9 protein-coding genes and 5 pseudogenes are annotated in these 16,085 nt (G+C 68.2%); 7 read left to right on the forward strand and 7 right to left on the reverse strand.

The genetic code is table 11. The features are described from left to right. Positions 1 to 99: 99 nt before the first annotated feature. The 3 genes and pseudogenes from ACIQ6Y_RS32760 to ACIQ6Y_RS32770 all read left to right on the forward strand — a co-directional run. Entirely contained in the window at positions 100 to 2,250 is a 2,151-nt protein-coding gene (locus tag ACIQ6Y_RS32760) for a hypothetical protein (protein ID WP_404044537.1), read from the forward strand. A gap of 225 nt (positions 2,251 to 2,475) precedes the next feature. Beyond that, positions 2,476 to 2,696 (forward strand): annotated as a pseudogene (locus ACIQ6Y_RS32765) (DUF664 domain-containing protein); the annotation flags it as partial. 882 nt (positions 2,697 to 3,578) lie between these two features. Next, positions 3,579 to 3,650, forward strand: a pseudogene (locus ACIQ6Y_RS32770) (transposase); the annotation flags it as partial. 203 nt (positions 3,651 to 3,853) lie between these two features. Here the strand turns inward: ACIQ6Y_RS32770 and ACIQ6Y_RS32775 are convergent. Further along, positions 3,854 to 4,147, reverse strand: a pseudogene (locus ACIQ6Y_RS32775) (SGNH/GDSL hydrolase family protein); the annotation flags it as partial. An 843-nt stretch (positions 4,148 to 4,990) separates the two neighbouring features. Here ACIQ6Y_RS32775 and ACIQ6Y_RS32780 point away from each other — a divergent pair. Continuing rightward, a pseudogene (locus tag ACIQ6Y_RS32780) lies at positions 4,991 to 5,281 on the forward strand (RNaseH domain-containing protein); the annotation flags it as partial. A 119-nt stretch (positions 5,282 to 5,400) separates the two neighbouring features. Here the strand turns inward: ACIQ6Y_RS32780 and ACIQ6Y_RS32785 are convergent. Beyond that, positions 5,401 to 5,592 (reverse strand): hypothetical protein, encoded by a 192-nt coding sequence (locus ACIQ6Y_RS32785; protein WP_404045114.1) that lies wholly within the window; start codon positions 5,590 to 5,592, stop codon positions 5,401 to 5,403. Positions 5,593 to 5,752: 160 nt separating this feature from the next. Between ACIQ6Y_RS32785 and ACIQ6Y_RS32790 the strand changes: the two genes are divergently transcribed. Continuing rightward, on the forward strand, positions 5,753 to 6,028 hold the full coding sequence (locus tag ACIQ6Y_RS32790; RefSeq protein WP_404044540.1) for a hypothetical protein: 276 nt from the start codon (positions 5,753 to 5,755) through the stop codon (positions 6,026 to 6,028). An 85-nt stretch (positions 6,029 to 6,113) separates the two neighbouring features. Here ACIQ6Y_RS32790 and ACIQ6Y_RS32795 read toward each other — a convergent pair whose 3' ends face one another. Continuing rightward, positions 6,114 to 7,544, reverse strand: coding sequence for a glycoside hydrolase family 43 protein (locus ACIQ6Y_RS32795; protein WP_404044542.1), 1,431 nt, complete (start codon positions 7,542 to 7,544; stop codon positions 6,114 to 6,116). A gap of 58 nt (positions 7,545 to 7,602) precedes the next feature. Beyond that, positions 7,603 to 9,240 carry a glycoside hydrolase family 27 protein gene (locus ACIQ6Y_RS32800; protein WP_404044545.1) on the reverse strand — a complete coding sequence of 546 codons (1,638 nt, stop codon included), beginning with the start codon at positions 9,238 to 9,240 and terminating at the stop codon, positions 7,603 to 7,605. A 456-nt stretch (positions 9,241 to 9,696) separates the two neighbouring features. Here ACIQ6Y_RS32800 and ACIQ6Y_RS32805 point away from each other — a divergent pair, with 456 nt between their 5' ends. After that, entirely contained in the window at positions 9,697 to 9,990 is a 294-nt protein-coding gene (locus tag ACIQ6Y_RS32805) for a DUF6087 family protein (protein ID WP_404044548.1), read from the forward strand. Between the two features lie 292 nt (positions 9,991 to 10,282). Further along, positions 10,283 to 10,693 (forward strand): MMPL family transporter, encoded by a 411-nt coding sequence (locus ACIQ6Y_RS32810; RefSeq protein WP_404044551.1) that lies wholly within the window; start codon positions 10,283 to 10,285, stop codon positions 10,691 to 10,693. 424 nt (positions 10,694 to 11,117) lie between these two features. Here ACIQ6Y_RS32810 and ACIQ6Y_RS32815 read toward each other — a convergent pair. The 3 genes and pseudogenes from ACIQ6Y_RS32815 to ACIQ6Y_RS32825 all read right to left on the reverse strand — a co-directional run. Further along, positions 11,118 to 11,343, reverse strand: a pseudogene (locus tag ACIQ6Y_RS32815) (hypothetical protein); the annotation flags it as partial. Between the two features lie 504 nt (positions 11,344 to 11,847). Further along, positions 11,848 to 13,074 carry an MFS transporter gene (locus ACIQ6Y_RS32820; protein WP_404044554.1) on the reverse strand — a complete coding sequence of 409 codons (1,227 nt, stop codon included), beginning with the start codon at positions 13,072 to 13,074 and terminating at the stop codon, positions 11,848 to 11,850. A 1,017-nt stretch (positions 13,075 to 14,091) separates the two neighbouring features. Then, positions 14,092 to 15,492, reverse strand: coding sequence for a hypothetical protein (locus tag ACIQ6Y_RS32825; RefSeq protein WP_404044557.1), 1,401 nt, complete (start codon positions 15,490 to 15,492; stop codon positions 14,092 to 14,094). Positions 15,493 to 16,085: the final 593 nt, after the last annotated feature.

Here is a 16,085-nt window from a genome sequence, read left to right on the forward strand (position 1 = left end):
CAGATATACGTCGAGAGCGATGTGGAACGTGCCAGACCGGACCTCTCCAAGGCTTTCGCAGGCCAGAACGGGGGGTTGTGCGGGGCTGCGGTTCCGGGTGTGATCCTCCTGCTCACCGGGCTGTACACGGGCGGCGTCGGCTTCGCCGTGGAAGTCCACGACGAAGCCCCTGTGCTGGATCCGGTCTGGGAGGACGTGATGGAGGTGTCCTTCCGCCCCGAGTCGGAACACACACGTGTGATGCAGGGGGACGGCGAGGCAGCGTGGGACCTGGCTCTCCCCCGGGCCGACTACCGGGTCCGGTACTGCGCCCGGGGGATGGACGAGGGAACGGAACTTTCCACCAGAGCGGCCGAGGAGCCCCAGGTGGACAGCTACCTCCTGCAGTTCTGGCCTGCCCCGCCGAGCCCGGACGGCGTGATCCGCCACACCTCGCGGCTGGCCGGGCAACTGCACGGCTACGCGCGCGCGACGCCGCGTACACCCGAGCAGCGTGCCGAGGCCGAACGGCTGACTCGCGAGGTGTTCCAACGAGCCGCCGAGGAACGGGCTGAACGGGCCGCCGAGGAACGTCGGCTGCACTACGAGATGTGGGAGTGGGGCGGACGGCTGCCGAGCGAGAGACTGCGCGGTGCCCGCGAGAGCAACGTCCTCGATCTCCTCCGCTTCGACAGCGACCTGGTGCACGCCCTCGACGCTGTGGGCCCCGAGGTCCAGCGTGCGGTGGCGTCGGTGGCCGCGAGGCGGGCGTGCGAGGCGGCGGGCCTGACCGGGCTGCCGTGGGTCGCCCAGGCGCTCTCCGCGTTGGCAGAAGGACGCCCCCTCCCGTCGCCGTTCGACGACACGGAGCGGCTGCGGGAGACCCTGCGCTCCGACCCTCGCGTGCCGGACACGTCAGTACTCGAAGCGATACCTCCCGAGCGGCCTCCGTACGTCCCACCCACGTCCGCGGGCACAAGAAGCGAGGTCGTGGTGATGCATCCTGCCGTCACGCCGCGCACCCCTGGACGGATCTCGCAGCCGCACTTCGCTCTTCCCGCCGTGCTCGCCGCCGCCGGGCCCGCCCCGCTCACAGCGGCACTGGACGCGGTGTCACATGCGCTGCACACGTACGGCCAGCACTACCCCGAGCTGCTGGAGGAGATCCGGTCGGTGTGTGGCGAGCGGGTAGGAAGCATCGACGCCGCGCTCCGCATCCGTACCACCCCACCGCGGCTGGTCGACATCACCGCGGTCGTCCCCCAACTGGCCTCGCTCGCACGCACGGCGACCCGGCTGCATCCCCGCCCTGGTTCGCCCACGCCGCACGACAGCTCCGTCGGCGGGCCGCTGCTGTGGCCCGCCGACGAGCCGTGGCCGTACTGCGAGAAACCGCACGAGTGGGACCGGGTGAACGAGATCCTCTCGCCGGACGACGTGCGGCAGCGGCGACGCATCCGGGCAGCAGTGGCGAACCGGCCCGGCGGCGATCCCCCGGTGACCCGGTACACATCCGAGGAACTGGCGATCGAGGAACGGATCAACGCCGGCCGCCCGTGGCCCGAGGGGCCGATCGCCATGCTGCCCGTGGCCCAGTTGTACGTACGCGACGTCCCCCTGCTGCGCCCGCCCGGGCAGGCCGAAGCAGACCTTCTCCAGGTGCTGTGGTGCCCCTTCGACCACCCCGCGCAGCCCGAGACCGCCCTGTTCTGGCGGTCTGCCGCCGCGGTCACCGACATCCTCGACACACCTCCCGAACCGCCCTCGGTCCAGTTCCCCGGCTACCTACCGGAGCCGTGCCTGCTCGCGCCGGAGCAGATCACCGAATACCCCCACTTCATGGAGCTGAGCAAGGAACTCCAGCGGCAGCTGGAAGACTGGCGCAGGTGGCAGGCGACCGGCACCCCGCTGGACAGAGCTGACACGCCCTGCTCGAAGGCCTATTACGCCGAGTTGTACACGGACAGGCTGTCCACCGCTCCCGGCTGGAAGGTCGGTGGATGGACCCGCTGGGGCCTCACCGATCCCGAGCCCCGGCTCTGTTCCTCATGCGGCACCCAGATGGATCCGCTGCTGACCATCGCCTCGGCCGAATGGAACGCGCACATTCCCGACTGGATTCCCGGCCAGGACCAAGCGCGCTCCTGGTCGTCCACCACCGAACCCGATCCGTCGAACCCGACCATGCTCGACCTCGCCCGAGGCTACGATCTACAGCTGCACGTCTGCCCGGTATCCCCGCGCCATCCGCACATCGAGCTGATCCAGTAAGCCATTTGCCCATCAGCGACTGCACCGCCACTACCGGACTGCAGTGGCGGCCGCCAGTGCAGGCAAGTAATGCTTCAGCGTCGGCGATCCCGAGCAGACCGGCCACGTACTCCGTAACCTCCACCGGGCCTTTGAGCAGCCCGGTCGGAACCATCGCAGATGCCGAGCACCCGTCGGTTGCTCCGCGGACCGAATGCCTGTGCGGCGGGACCGCAAGGCGCTGCTCTGGACGTGCCGTGGTGGCGGAGCCGTATCCCGACACGAACCTGTTCGCCGTGACGGTCCATGTCCTCGGCGAGTCCATCCGGCACGCCGGGCACGCCGACATCCTGCGCGAAGGCCTCGACGGCCGGACCGGGGTGCGCGCCGAAAACGAGCAGCAGATCGACGAGGAAGCCCGCGCAGCCTACTGCGCGAAGATCGAGCAGGCCGCTAGGTCGGCCGCATCAAGTAGCGGGGGTGTCGTGGTCGAGGGCGTCGGTGTGGCGACTGCTGACCGGCCGATTCGGGGGTCCCGTGGGCAGGCATACAGTGCCCAGCCTGAGGCCGATCATGATCACGGACGGCGATCCGGACCCGCGGCTGTGCCGTCAGTGCGGCGGCCCGCTGAAGCCGACGCCGAAGCCGACGCCTGGCGTTCCGTCCGTCGGCGTGCCGCTCGCGTCAGTGAGCGCCAGCCTCGGCGCCCGAGGCAGAGGACCGAGCCGGTCCAGGCCGCCCTGGTCGCAAACTGCTCTCAGTGCGACACACCTTGGACGGGCCGGAGCGGAGCATCCCGCCCCGAAACTCGCCGCCCTGCGGTCCTACCGCCGTGTCACAGGGCACCTCGCGCACCGCCAGGACCCGGTCTGGGACGATCCAACCGGCGACGGGCCTGTGCCGATCGGGCAGCACAAGGCCAGCCTCCGACGCAAGGGCGGCCTCGGCAAGGATCCCGAACGGGCCGCCGGTCGCGGGCAGGTCAGCGCTCGGGGAGACCTGTGGGCTACTCGCTGAGCAGTTGGTGGAGGAAGGCAGCGTTGACCGCCAGGTCGTGGCTGAAAACCACGGTGTGCTGGGTCAGTGGCTGTTGTCGTTCCGATCTTGAGGGGTGGCTGTCGAACGGGAGTCTCGATCGGGTGCCCGCGGCTGGCCGCGGGCACGGCAGCAGGGCCTCTTGGTAGCTCGGGGGTGCGAAGCCGACCGAGATACGGGAGACCCTATTGCCGCAGTTCTACGCGCCCGCGCCGGTGAAGTTCAACTCGGCCGCACCGAGGTGTGATTGCTTCGGTCACTGGTTCGGGAATGCGGCCGTGCACCCGGAACGTGTTCGGCGGTATCCCTCGGACATGACGGATGCGGAGTGGGCCGTGGCCCGGCCGCTGCTGCCGGTGACGGGATGGCCGCGGGGCCGGGGGGGGGACGGCCGGAGGCGTACGGCCACCGGGCCATGCTTCGGCAACGGCGGGACCGGGCCGCAACCTGCGCTCGTAGCCAGCGCTTTTGTCCCGCGCCTCGGACGAGCAGCACACGGGCGTCTTACCGATCGGCACCGAGCCGTTGCTCGAAGCCATGCCCCCTCCGCGCGGTACATGGCATCCGACTGGCCGGGCGCCGGAACCAGCTACGCCCTCTGGGTCAGCAGACCGGCGTCGATGACCTCAGCGATAAGGGTGGCGCCGCGGCTGTTCTGGTGGATGTGGTCGGTCGTGAGCACGAGACCTCGCCGCCGCGAGATCGTGTCGAGGCTGCGGCGCAGCACTGCGTGCTGGACGAGGACGCCGACGACCGCTGCGGGCGTCACCTCCCGGTATGAAATCGGCGGCGGGTCCGCTTGGCGCAGTTCCTCGATCTGGCGTTCGTGGAGCGGAAGGTAGGCCACCTCGTTGGTGGCGGCGACCTCGGCGATCATCCGAGTGCTGACCAGGTCAGGAATCAGCTTCGCAGATTGCGACCGCCTGGATTTGCGAGTCAAAGGCCTGGGCGACCCACGTATCGGGCTTACTTGCTGACGGCCCGTTGGCGAGTACGACGAACTTTAGGAGGTCCCTTGTACTTGGCGGCACCGAAACGAAATCGGTAATACCGAAATTGTATCCACCGCCAATGAGGTGAGCGCCATCGGGGCAGGTTGCCTCCGATTCTCCCTTGGTCATGGGTCCAGCAACTACCGTTGTGTCCGCCGCTCCGGCTACGGACGGCGTCACCAAGCCCAGACCTCCAGCGATGGCGAGCAGGGCACCAACCGTTGCAACGCGGGAACGATGGCCCGTTGAGTGCATGCAAATCATGGTGCGGCAATCCTCCAGTTCTCGCGCGAGTACGGCATCCCTACTGCTGCGCCTTGAGAGGCTTGCACCGTCGACGTCCTGCTTTATGCAAACCGCGAAGTGAGCTCACTCGTCAAGCTTCCGCCGTACGCCGCAACTTCATTGTCTCGCGACGGGCGCGGACTTGCGAGTTGTCGGCTACCGTTCCAATCGCGGCCCGGGCTCAGCGAGAGCGTGATCACGACCTGACGATTCCGCTGCTTTCCGCGAGCCTCAGAATCCCGCGACGCTGCGGCAGCACGACATCGTCTCGCCCGGCTGCTGGAGGTCTCAAGCCGCCAGGCAGGCAGGCAGCCATGACGAAACCCGCCACTGACTCAAGCGGAGGGCCCGTCGGACAGCCCCCAATGCTCAGCACCGCCGGACGCGTGCATCGCTCGTTGGGCTGAACGCACAACACACCCAGAACCCGCCTATTGCAGTGATCGTTGATGCGGTTCGGCGCCCCCGCGGTGCTTTACGTCGACGGCGACGCCGCCGAGTACATCTGGGCGGGCCTCACCGACGAAGCCCTGGGCCAAGACCCGCCGCCTGGCATGCCTCGGCCGGCCTCCTGGCTGCCCGGCCACAGCCTCCCCCGCGCCCAACGCCCCCTGGTCACCGTCCGCGTCATCGGTGACCTGGAACGCATCGGCCGCCCCACCGGGGCCCACATGCGCACCAGCATTGGCACCTGGCGCGCCACCGACACCACCAACGGCCTCTTCCAACTCACCACCGACGACGGCACCGTCACCTACCCCCGACCTCCTGCTCGTCTACGTCCCCCGCATCCGGGCAGTCGACCCCACGGCGGAGCACGACCCTGTGGACGCGCTCACGAAGCACCCGGCAGGCACGGTCAGCGGACGAGGCTGCGCAGAGGGACGACGGTGGCGCCGGCACTGGTGATGCCCGCGGCAACGGCCGCGGGCACCGGGGCACCAGCGAGAGCGGCCAGGACGCCCATGACGGCGCCGATCACGAAAGCGATCAGCAGGACGACGGCGGTGTGAAGGGACAGGAACGGCTGCGGGTTCTGAGAGGTCTGCATGCCATCGAATGTGCACCGCTCAAGGCCCTGACCTGCACAGATCGAGCAACCCCGCAGAAGCCCGATCACCAAGGCCCCCAGCAGTGAACACTGGCTGCGTTCGACAGAACACGCCCACGCGTCCAAAAGTGTTCAGGGATGTTCCGGAAAGTTCAGCGCTGTGCGGCGGCTCCGGCCTAGTCTGGCCTGCCGCAGCCCGACGACGGGAAACCGAGCAATTGTATTACCGGACATCACCGGCAGCTACGAAGAACTTCTCCGCCAGCAGGCCGACCAGCTGGCGGGCCTCAAGATCCGGGCGGGCAACCCGTCCCTGCGCACGATCGAGAAACGCGCCCAGGAACTGTTCGCCGCCGAGGGCGTCTCTCTCGCTCCCTCCACGCTCAGCGGCCTGTTCAACGGCAGCTACGCCAGCCGATCTCGCCTCCAGGTGTGACGGACCCGCCTGATCCACGTGGGTCAACTTCCCGCGGCAGCGCAGGCGGTGCCGCACCGCCGTGGGGGGCGTGCGTCGCCGTAGGTCAGCGCGGCGCGGTCAGGGTGGCGCCGGGGGTGAACTGCCACCAGTTCATGTTGAGCAGGTAGCCGCTGCCGCCGGTGAACCGCAGGTAGAGCTCCTGCGTTCCGGCCGCGCCGCCGACCGGGCAAGCCACCGTCGTCCAGGCCTGCCAGCCCCCAGTGTTCGGCACACCGCACCGGCCCACGACCGTCCCGCTCGGCGAACCCAGGCGCAGTTCGACGGTGCCGCCGCCGCTGCCCGAGGCCACACGTGCGGTGAAGGAGGACGCGCCCTGCCCGAAGGCCACGCCCTTGACCTTGAGGTAGTCGCCGTTTTCGATCCAGCCGACGTTCATTCCGCCTTCGCCGGCCGGTTCGGTCTCGATCCCGGATCCCCAGGCGAGCGTCTCGGCCTCCTGGCGTACGTACGGGTTGAGCGTGCCGACCTGGGGTGCGCCGGTGTTCGTCATGGTGATGGTCGGAATCGTGCCGTCGGCGTTGTAGGAGAACCTCTCCACGGCGACCGAGCGGGTGAAGCCACCGCCACCCGGAAGCGCGCCGTTGTGGTAGAAGAAGTAAGAATTACCCTTGAAGTCCACGATTCCGGGGTGGTTGGTGAAGCTGCTGCCCTGTGTGGGCATGACCGTCCCGCGGTACGTCCAGGGCCCGGTCGGGCCGGGCGCCGTGGAGTAAGCGATGAATTCCGAGCAGCACTTGGCCGCGAACACCATGTAGTACAGGCCGTTCCGCTTGTAGACCCAGGGCCCCTCCTCGTACAGCGTCGGACGGTTCGGGTCACCGGTGCGGGTGCCGAACCCCGCGGTGGTGAGCGGGATCCTGGTGACACTGCCCGAGTAGGAGGTCATGTCGGCATTCAGCCTGACGAACCACAGATTCGGATTGCCCCAGTACAGATAGGCCTGGCCGTCGTCGTCGATGAAGACGGTCGGGTCAATCTCGCCGTTCTCCACCAGCGGACGGCCGAGGGCATCCCGGAACGGGCCGGTGGGGCTGTCCGACACGGCCACGCCGATGGCCATCCGGCCGGTCGCCCGGTTCTTCACGGGTACGTACCAGTAGAACCGACCGTTGCGCTGCACTGCCTGTCCCGCCCATGCGTCGGCGGACGCCCAACTGAAGGTGGCCAGGCTGAGCGGGGAGCCGTGGTCGGTCCAGTTGACCATGTCGGCGGAGGACCACACCCGCCAGTCCTTCATGGTGAAGTAGGTGGAGCCGTCCTCGTCGTGCCCGGTGTAGAGGTACACCCGTCCGTTGTGGACCAACGGGGCCGGGTCGGCGGTGTAGACGTGCTGCACGATGGGGTTGTCGGCTCGGGCCGCGGGGGGCTGTACCGCGGCGGGAACGACGGTGAACGCCAGCAGGAGGCCCAGCACCCAGGCGGCTGCCCGGTTGAGCCTCGTGCCGGTGGTGAGTGACGGTCGAGCCGTGCTCATCATGACCTCCGGTGAACGCGGGCTGGCGGCTGAGCTGTTGGCCGGTGCGCGACGCCCCTCACGTGCGGCTCCACTTCTGTCCGGCCTGACCGTTGCAGGTCCACATCACCAGCGGGGTTCCGTTCGCGGTGCCGGACCCGTTGACGTCGAGGCACAGCCCGGCGTGGACGTTGCGGATCGACCCGTCGGAGCCGACGGTCCACTTCTGGTTGTTCTGGCCGTTGCAGGGCCAGATGATGACCCGAGTGCCGTTGGTGGTGCCCTGGTTGTAGGCGTCCAGGCACTTGTCGCCGAAGACGCGGATCTCGCCGCCCGCCCAGGTGGTCCACAGCTGGCTGGCGGCCGTGTGGCAGTCCCAGATCAGCGTCGTGGCCCCGGCCGCAGTGGAGGCGCGATCCACGTCGAGGCAGCGGCCGGATCCGGTACCGCGCAGGCGTGCGGTGGTGGCGGTCAGCGGGCTGCCGCCGGTCACCCGGAACACGACGACGCCGTGCGCGGGGACACTCGCCGAGATCTGCCCAGAGGTGCTGGACGTGCCACCGGTCCACAGGTCGGTGAGGGTGAACGGCCCTCCGGTGAGGCCGACTTGGGCGGCGGTGGCGGTGACGGTAGCGGTGCTGCTCCCCCGGTTGAGCAGGCCCACGGCGACCGAGCCGTCAGACAGGGGCTTGGCGAACACCTCGGTGGCGCCATCGTCTCGGACCCGGCGTCCGCCCGCGCCGAGCGTGTCCTGGTTCACCGCGAGCAGACGGGGGTTGCGCAGGATGGCGCTGACGTCGGCGGACATGGTGCGGATGTCGTTGCCGGCCATGAGCGGGGCGCCCAGCAGCGCCCACAGGGCGAAGTGGGAGCGGGACTCGGTCAGCGACAAGCCGGGGCGGCCGACCACCAGCATGTCGGGGTCGTTCCAGTGCCCCGGGCCCGACTGGGCGGCCAGCGGCGCGGTGATGTCCAGGACGTTGCCGACGCCCATCGGGTAGCTGTTGGTGTTGCCGTTCTGCCAGATGTCGAGCAGGTCCTCGGTGGTTCGCCACAGGTCGGCGATCTCGCCCCAGTTGTACGAGGCTCCGGTGGGGGCGTGGAAGCTGTTGGGGTTGATGCTGTAGACGATCGGCCGACCGGTGGCGCGCAGGGCGTCTCGCATCAGCGTGAACCGCGCGACCTGCTCGCTGAGGGTGCCGCTGCCGGAGCACCAGTCGTACTTGAGGTAATCGACACCCCACGAGGCGAACGTGGCGGCGTCCTGGGCCTCGTGGCCTCTGCTGCCCGTGGACCCGAGGTAAGTCCCCACGGTCTGTGCGCAGGTGCGCTCGCCCGGCACCTGGTAGATGCCGAACTTCAGGCCCTTGCCGTGGATGTAGTCCCCGAGCGCCTTCATCCCGCTCGGGAACTTGGTCGGATTGGCCCGCAGGTTGCCGGCCGCGTCACGCTGCGGATCGAACCAGCAGTCGTCGACGACGACGTAGCGGTAGCCGGCGTCCCGCATACCGGAGGACACCATCGCGTCCGCGGCCTGGCGCACCTGCGTCTCGGTGATCCCGCACCCGAAGCTGTTCCAGCCCAGGGGTGGAGTGAGGGCCGGGCTGCCCGGCGCGGCCGAAGCGGTGGAGTGGACGGAGGCCGTGAGGGACGCGGCGACCGCCAGCGCGGTGGCCGCGAAGACACGGAGCAGTCGTCTGCCTGAGGGTCGGGGCACCGTGGGCTCCTTTCGGGGAGGGCGCCGCGGACCTGCCCACCGGCGGCGCCCCGCGAGCGGCTCGGCGCATGACGCGATCGTCGACAGGCTGACAGACAGCGGATGACTAATGCAGAGGGCTGAGCCATGGCGCGTACACGACACTTAACCGGCGGTTCGAAATTTCGGTCGACTTTCGGATCGAAATCTCCCAACGGATGCTAGTGGGAGTCCTAGACATGTCAACACCCCATGGCCAGTCAGCTCCCCCTCAACACCAGGTCGACCATCTCCGATGATCCGTCAGACATGCACCCCGACGACCTTGAGGCACTCGGTTTTACCGAAATATTTCGACGACATCAACGAATTCTGCGAGAAGCATTGACGGGATGTCCCCCGCAGCGCTCCTCTCTCAGAGAGAACGACACGTTGACTCCTCCCCCTCATGAATGAGGGGGAGGAGTCAACGAACCCATGGGCAAGCACTCCCGACCCGGACCGCCGAACCAGCCGTACCGCGCGATCCCACGCGCCGACGCCGACGACCCGCTCGCGGCGTACAACAAGCGGCGCCGACCGCCCATGGATGTCTGGCGCCAGCACCGTCCGCTGCACGGCGGCGCCGGTCACCTCCGGCCCGACGAGCCCAGGGCCCTGGAGGAATGGGACGGGTTCGCTTACAGCCCCGCTGGCACCGCCGACAACCTCACCGCTGCCCGCGCATGGGCCAACGGGACCAGCCCCGCCACCCAGGACGCGAGCGATTAGGCAGATCAACCGCGCCCTCTACCGACTCATCCGCGAGGGCCACCGGTAAAGGCAAGGCGGCGTCGGAGCAGACTGTCCGGCTGCAGAGACGATGTAACTGCACCGACAGCCTCTGCCTCAGCTAGGGCGCTGACTCGTACACCTCGACGAGCTCTGACGCCGCAAAACGACTGCCGGCCAGGCTCAGCGCCACAGGATGGAGGCGGTCGGCGAGGCACTCGGTGACCTCGCGCCAGGACGATGCCGCCGGAAGTGGGGATGGCTCGGCACGGCCCTCGGGTTCCCCGCCGCCATGCCGGTCACGACGTGGACGCCGATGGTGATGTTCCCGATTCTGTTCGGCCTGTCGATGGACTACCAGGTCTTCCTGATCTCGCGGGTCCGTGAGGAGTACGAGCGGACCGGCGACACCCGCACGGCCGTAGCGACGGGGCTGGCGCGGACCGCCAAGGTGATCACGGCCGCGGCCGCCATCATGATCGCCGTCTTCACCACCTCCTTGCTGGGCCCCGACGTCGCCGTCAAGCAGGGCGCTCTGGGCATGGCCGTCGCCGTGCTCATCGACGCCACCATCGTCCGGATGATCTTCGTCCCCGCGGTGATGGAACTCTGCGGCAAGGCCAACTGGTGGATGCCCGGACGCCGGGTACCGACGACGACCCCGACCGGACCGCCCAGGATTGCGGAAGAGGCCAAACTCTGACCCCTCCTCAAGTCAGAGTCGGGCCCCCGGGCGGCTTCTCGAGCAAGGCCGCCGACGCGGTTGGTCAATTCGCGGCTTCGCGTGAGGTCGGCCATCAGGAACTGCCTGTGGTCGCTGAGGGGCGACGTTGCCGCAGGCGTGTGGTGCGGTTGACGCAACCGACGGGATGCACACCCCGCGTTCGCCGATTCGCGTCAACCGGGTAAGAGCCAGGACGAGCTACCGTCTACAGCCTTCTCGCCGTGGGCTCCGACAGCAGCGACTGAGCCCTGACAACCCGCAGGTGTTCAAGATCATATGACTTGCCCCTTTGGTCCATATCTGGATCGCGCCCGTACGGGTGCAGGTCGCTGCCGATCACCCCACCGGGCCGAGGCAGGTGGCCGGGCGGGCTCGCCGCCGGGCGGGGCCCGCCCAAGGGTGCTCAGTTGGGGCCGGACCAGTCGAAGGTAATCGTCTTGCTGGACTGGCCGGAGCGGTTCCAGCTGAAGCCGAAGGCGTCAGCCTCGTCGGCCGAGGGCGCGGCCCCAGGTGGCGAGCTGACAGGGGCCGGTTTCGCAGCCGGGGAGGTTGGTCGCCTGCACGCAGGCGCCGTCGGGGGTGGTGAGGCCGGTGAGTGCCTCGGCGCGGGCCTCGAACACCCCTGGGACGAACGTCTGCGCGCTGTTCGCCAACTCCACCAGACCGGCCTCAGGCGAAGCCGACGGAGTCTGCTGCAGCGCACCGCGCTGGTCTGCCTCCTTCTACTGACTGCTCTCCCCCTGGATCGGAACAAGGACCCCCTTTCGGCACGGTTCATCATCGAATCCGCCGTGGTCTTCGCAACCGTGCGGTTCTCTCGTTTGATCTGACTGTTCGTCAGGATGATGAGCGTGTCGGATGTAGACTCGACCGCGCCCGCACCCGTTGCCGCGCCAGTGCGGGACCCAGACTGGCTTCGGCGACGCCAGAACTCACCCTGACCTCCACCAAGAACGCCATCGACGCCCTGCACGCCACCCGCAGATCGGCTTGGGCAACATCCTGCGGGTCAAAGATGGAGCACCGGGGCTACGTCGCTCTCGTCAAGGTCGTCGACCGGTTGGATCGCGGCCGAGAAACGGCGTGCGGTGGCAGCGGCGGGGCATGAAGACGCGCCGACCCCGCAGGACTGTCTAGACCGCCGCTTCCCGTGCCGGTTCCAGGGTGGCGGCGGGGGGTGTCTCGTGCCGGACGGCCCGGGGTTCGGCGAGCAGGACCGCCACCGCGCAGGCTCCGAGCAGGCCGCCGACGAGCATCGTGCCCCGTACCCCGGGGCCGGTGGTCAGCAGGAGACTGCCGAGGAAGGAGCCACCCGCGATACCGGCGTTGAAGACCGCGGAGCCGGCGGCCGAGGCTATCTCGGTGCTGCCGGGCGCCACATGGAGGATCCTGTTCTGCAGCGCCGTGATCATCGAGGACATAGCGAATCCCAGCAGGGCGATCAGGCAGACGGCCAGGACGGTCGTGCCGCCGAACACGTACAGGCCGAACATCGTCGCCGTCAGCAGGGCCACGGCCAGCACCAGCGTGCCGCGAGGCCGGTGGTCCACCACGGCGCCGGCCAGGACGGTGCCGGCGATGCCCGCGATGCCCGAGGCCAGCAGGAGTGGGGCCACTGCCGCCCGGGAGAAACCGGTCACCTCGGTGAGGAAGACAGTGATGTAGGTGTACCCGGCGAAGACGCCACAGATCACCAGGGCGGTCGCCGCCATCAGCACCAGGAACCGGCGGCGGCTGGGTTCGGTGCCGGTGGTGGCGTGGCCCTCCTGCCCAGCCGTGGACGGCAGCAGCGTGACGACCGCGAGCAGGGCGAGGAAGCCGAAGCCGCTCATCACCAGGAAGGGCACCCGCCAGCTGGTCTGCTGGCCCAGCCAGGTGCCGGCCGGGACGCCCACGACGGCGGCCAGCGAGAGACCGGAGAACAGCCCGGCGACCACCCGCCCGCGTACCTCGGGAGAGAAGAGACCGGCGGCGGTCGCCGCGACGATCGACCAGAACACCGAGTGGGTGAGCGCGACGGTGATCCGCGCCCCGAGCAGGACCCAGTAGCCGGGGGTGGCGGCAGAGACGAGGTTCGCCACCACGAACAGGATCAGCAGCCAGGCGAGCACGGCCCGTCGCGGCACCCGGCGGACCAGATGGGTCAGGGGCACCGAGGCGACCGCCACCACTATGCCGTACCCGGTCACCAGCCGGCCGGCCGCGGTCTCGGAGACCCCTAGATCCTCCGCGAGCAACGGGAGCAGACCGACGGGCAGCGTCTCGACCGTACTGAGCGAGAACAGCGACAGTGCCAGGGCAACCACGACGACCACGGCGGCCGAGGTGCGTATCGGGGGTTTGCTTCCAGCGTCCGGCACTGTCCCGTCCTTCCCGTTCCGATGGAGCCGGTGACCGGACAGCCGAGGAGCGGGCGCCGGGCCGGGCGGCGTCATTGAATACGCCTCCCGCTTTCCCACGCAAGGGAATTACTGCAACCGGGCCGATGAACTATGGCCGGCTGCTGGTTTGGGCCAGAGCGCAGAGTCCGCCGAAACATTTCGAAGGTTGAGAATACGTGTGCAGTGCTACAACTCCCGAAGCGCGCGGCGCACCGCTCGATAACGTTCATCCGCACACCTTTGCTTGCCGATCCGCCACGCTGTTCCCCGCAGGAGTGCCCCCGTTCGCGCTGGCATCCCTCCGCGTCCCCAGCCCCACGGAGCCAGGTGCGGCGGCCCGGCCGACACGCGAGCCGGACGTGATGTGTGGGTCCGCCTCGCCCGGAAGATGGTGACCGCCGACTCGATCAAAATGTGAACTTCAGCGCCCGCAATGTTCTCGTGAAGTCCCCGGTGAGCACGAGCCGTTGAACGCCCTCCCCAGCTCCCTTCTTAACGGAGACGGAAATTCGCAAGGATGCGGCGAGGAATCCGCCGCCGTGGAACCCAGGATCTTTGCGTGTAGTCGTTCTGTCCGGTTGATCATGTGACTCGGGGGTGCAACGGTTTGTCAGCGGTTCCCGCGCGCTGCCCCGGACACTTCCGCTGCATGTGCATCGCCGGTCCCTCGACGGGAAGTCGGATGGTATTGCACGCCACTTGACGCCGTTGCCCTGGAGCAGTGCGGGGGGCCAGGTTCGGGCGAGTGAGGTGTCCAGGCCGGACGGGAGGCTGTGCACGACGTGGTTGGCGCCGCTCGCGCGGGCGGCCTCGCCGGTCCGGCCCCCGTCGGCCGTCCCTCCATCTGCTTCGGAGGCGGCGAGGGCACCAACGTCTAGATATCGGAACGCAGTTGGATCGGACGATCTACGGCCGCGACTGACGCTTCGCCCTCGACCGCATCAAGGAGTGATCAAGCCGATGGTCATGTGGTCGAGCCCTGCTCATCAGTACCAGTCACGGGGCGTCCAGCTGCGCCTTGCTGTGGGCGTAGAGAACGCGTTCGCAGACCAGGCCCAGACACTTCGCTTCTGTGCCGGCTTCGAGGGCTTCGGCGTTCACCGCCGGTCCGTAGTGTTCGGAGACGGACCACAGACGCTGCGCGCCGCGTTCGTAATAGAGGTCTTCGGCTCCCGTGGCGGTCTTGATGGGACTGCCGTTGGAGACCAGGACGCCGTTGCTCCACTTGTAGCGCCAGAGGTTGCCCGGGGCATTGTGGCCGGCGCTCTGGTTGACATACAGATTCTCACCCATCGCCAGAGCGCCCTGGGCGCCGCCGTTCGTCATCGGCAGATAGTTGGCCCAGCCTTCGGCCGTAACCTCGCCGGACCGTTTCTCCAGTTCCTTGACGGGGAACGAGGCGATCCGGCCGGGCGAGGGGTAACCGCTTGCCGGGCGGCAGTACTCCCCCATGATCAGCCGGTCAGGGTTCATGCTGCGGTCGAGCGACAGGTAGGACGCCTTCGGCGCTCCCGTGCTGACGCACTTGTACGCACGTGAGGGATTGGACTGCGCAGCTTTGAACTTCCAGGCCGCCACCTGCGGCATCACGTAGCGGTAGCCGAAGCTGTACCAGACGTTGTTGTGGCGGCCCACTTTGGTCTTGTCCTCGACGTCGGACGTGGTCTGCACACCGTCGGTGTCCGCGCCCATCTCGTCGCCGGCCTTGCCGTCCCCGTCGGGATCCATGTCCATGATCTTCTCCATGTCGAAGACCCGGATGCCGTTGCGGGTGTCGGCCACATAGAGATAGTGGCCGTACCAGACCATGCCCCCTGCATGCAGGCCGTTCTGCATGTCCTCGTCCGAGATCGTCGAGCCCTCGGAGGAGTGCACTGCGTCGAACGATATGTGGTCTGACGCGTTGGTGTACGCCCAGCCCAGCAGCACGTGCCGGTACTTCACCGTGCCGTCGGGGCGGCGCTGCACGAAGGAGACCCGCACCCCCTTCTGGTTGCAGGCGTCGTGCGCCTCCAGCTCCGCGGGAGTGCAGTCGCCGACCCCGTCGTTGTTGCTGTCGCGCCCCGGATCCCAGTTGTCGTAGGACGCGTAGAGCTGGATGTCCTTGTCGTCACCGGCACCATACTGCTCGCTGTCGGCGGCGTCCGAGACACCGGTCACAGCCTGCGGAATCCACTCGCGCGAAGTCGAATCGTCGGCCTCCAGGCACCACTTGAGGGCTGGAGGAGGAGCCGTACCGAAGGGGTCGCGGGTGCACCCGGCGGTTTTAACAGTGCGGTTGGCGTTGGCGAGGAGCTTCGACACACCCGACTTGGCCAGTACGCGGTCAAGGCGGGCGACACGGTCGGCGGTCGTGCCGTTCATCGTGCCGGCCTGCAGGGTGAAGTCCGAGGGCACCGCTTTGCCACCCGGGCTGGTCCACGCCCTGGTGCCCGCAGCCGCCGCATCGGCCTCCTTCGCCACCGGATCCTGGCGCCACGATTCGGACAGCGGCGGAAGGCTCTCCTCGGCGTGAGCCGGAGCCCCAGAGCCGGCCAGTGCCAGCGTGACTGCGGTGGTGACTGTCAGCCACACCCGGCCTCTTCGGATTCTGGACATGCGCAGGGACATGCGTTCGGCCTCCGTCGTTGCTGCTCTTCTGCTGCGGTTGCAGCTGGATCGACGGAAGGCTGGCAGGATGCCCACACGAAACGCAAAAACGTTCGACGGTTCAACTTTATTACGATGGAGTGGAGTTGAGTTGCCATCCCTCGCCTGGGCACGGGGGCTAGCCGCACGCAAAGGTGAGGCTTCGCAAGGGAACCGACCGGCATAGACTCCTGAAGGCCGCAGAGGTATATGCCCTGCATGCGGAGACCGCTCGGAGCGTACGGCGTAGCACTCCGCCTGCTCCATGGCCGGAAACTTGACGCATTTTCGTCGGTGGCAGAATGACATGTGGCGTCCGCAGGGCATGGCCCGGCACTGGGCTCGACATCATCGACGAACGT

The sequence above is a fragment of the Streptomyces sp. NPDC096205 genome, from assembly GCF_044763135.1.
Classification (GTDB): Bacteria; Actinomycetota; Actinomycetes; order Streptomycetales; family Streptomycetaceae; genus Streptomyces.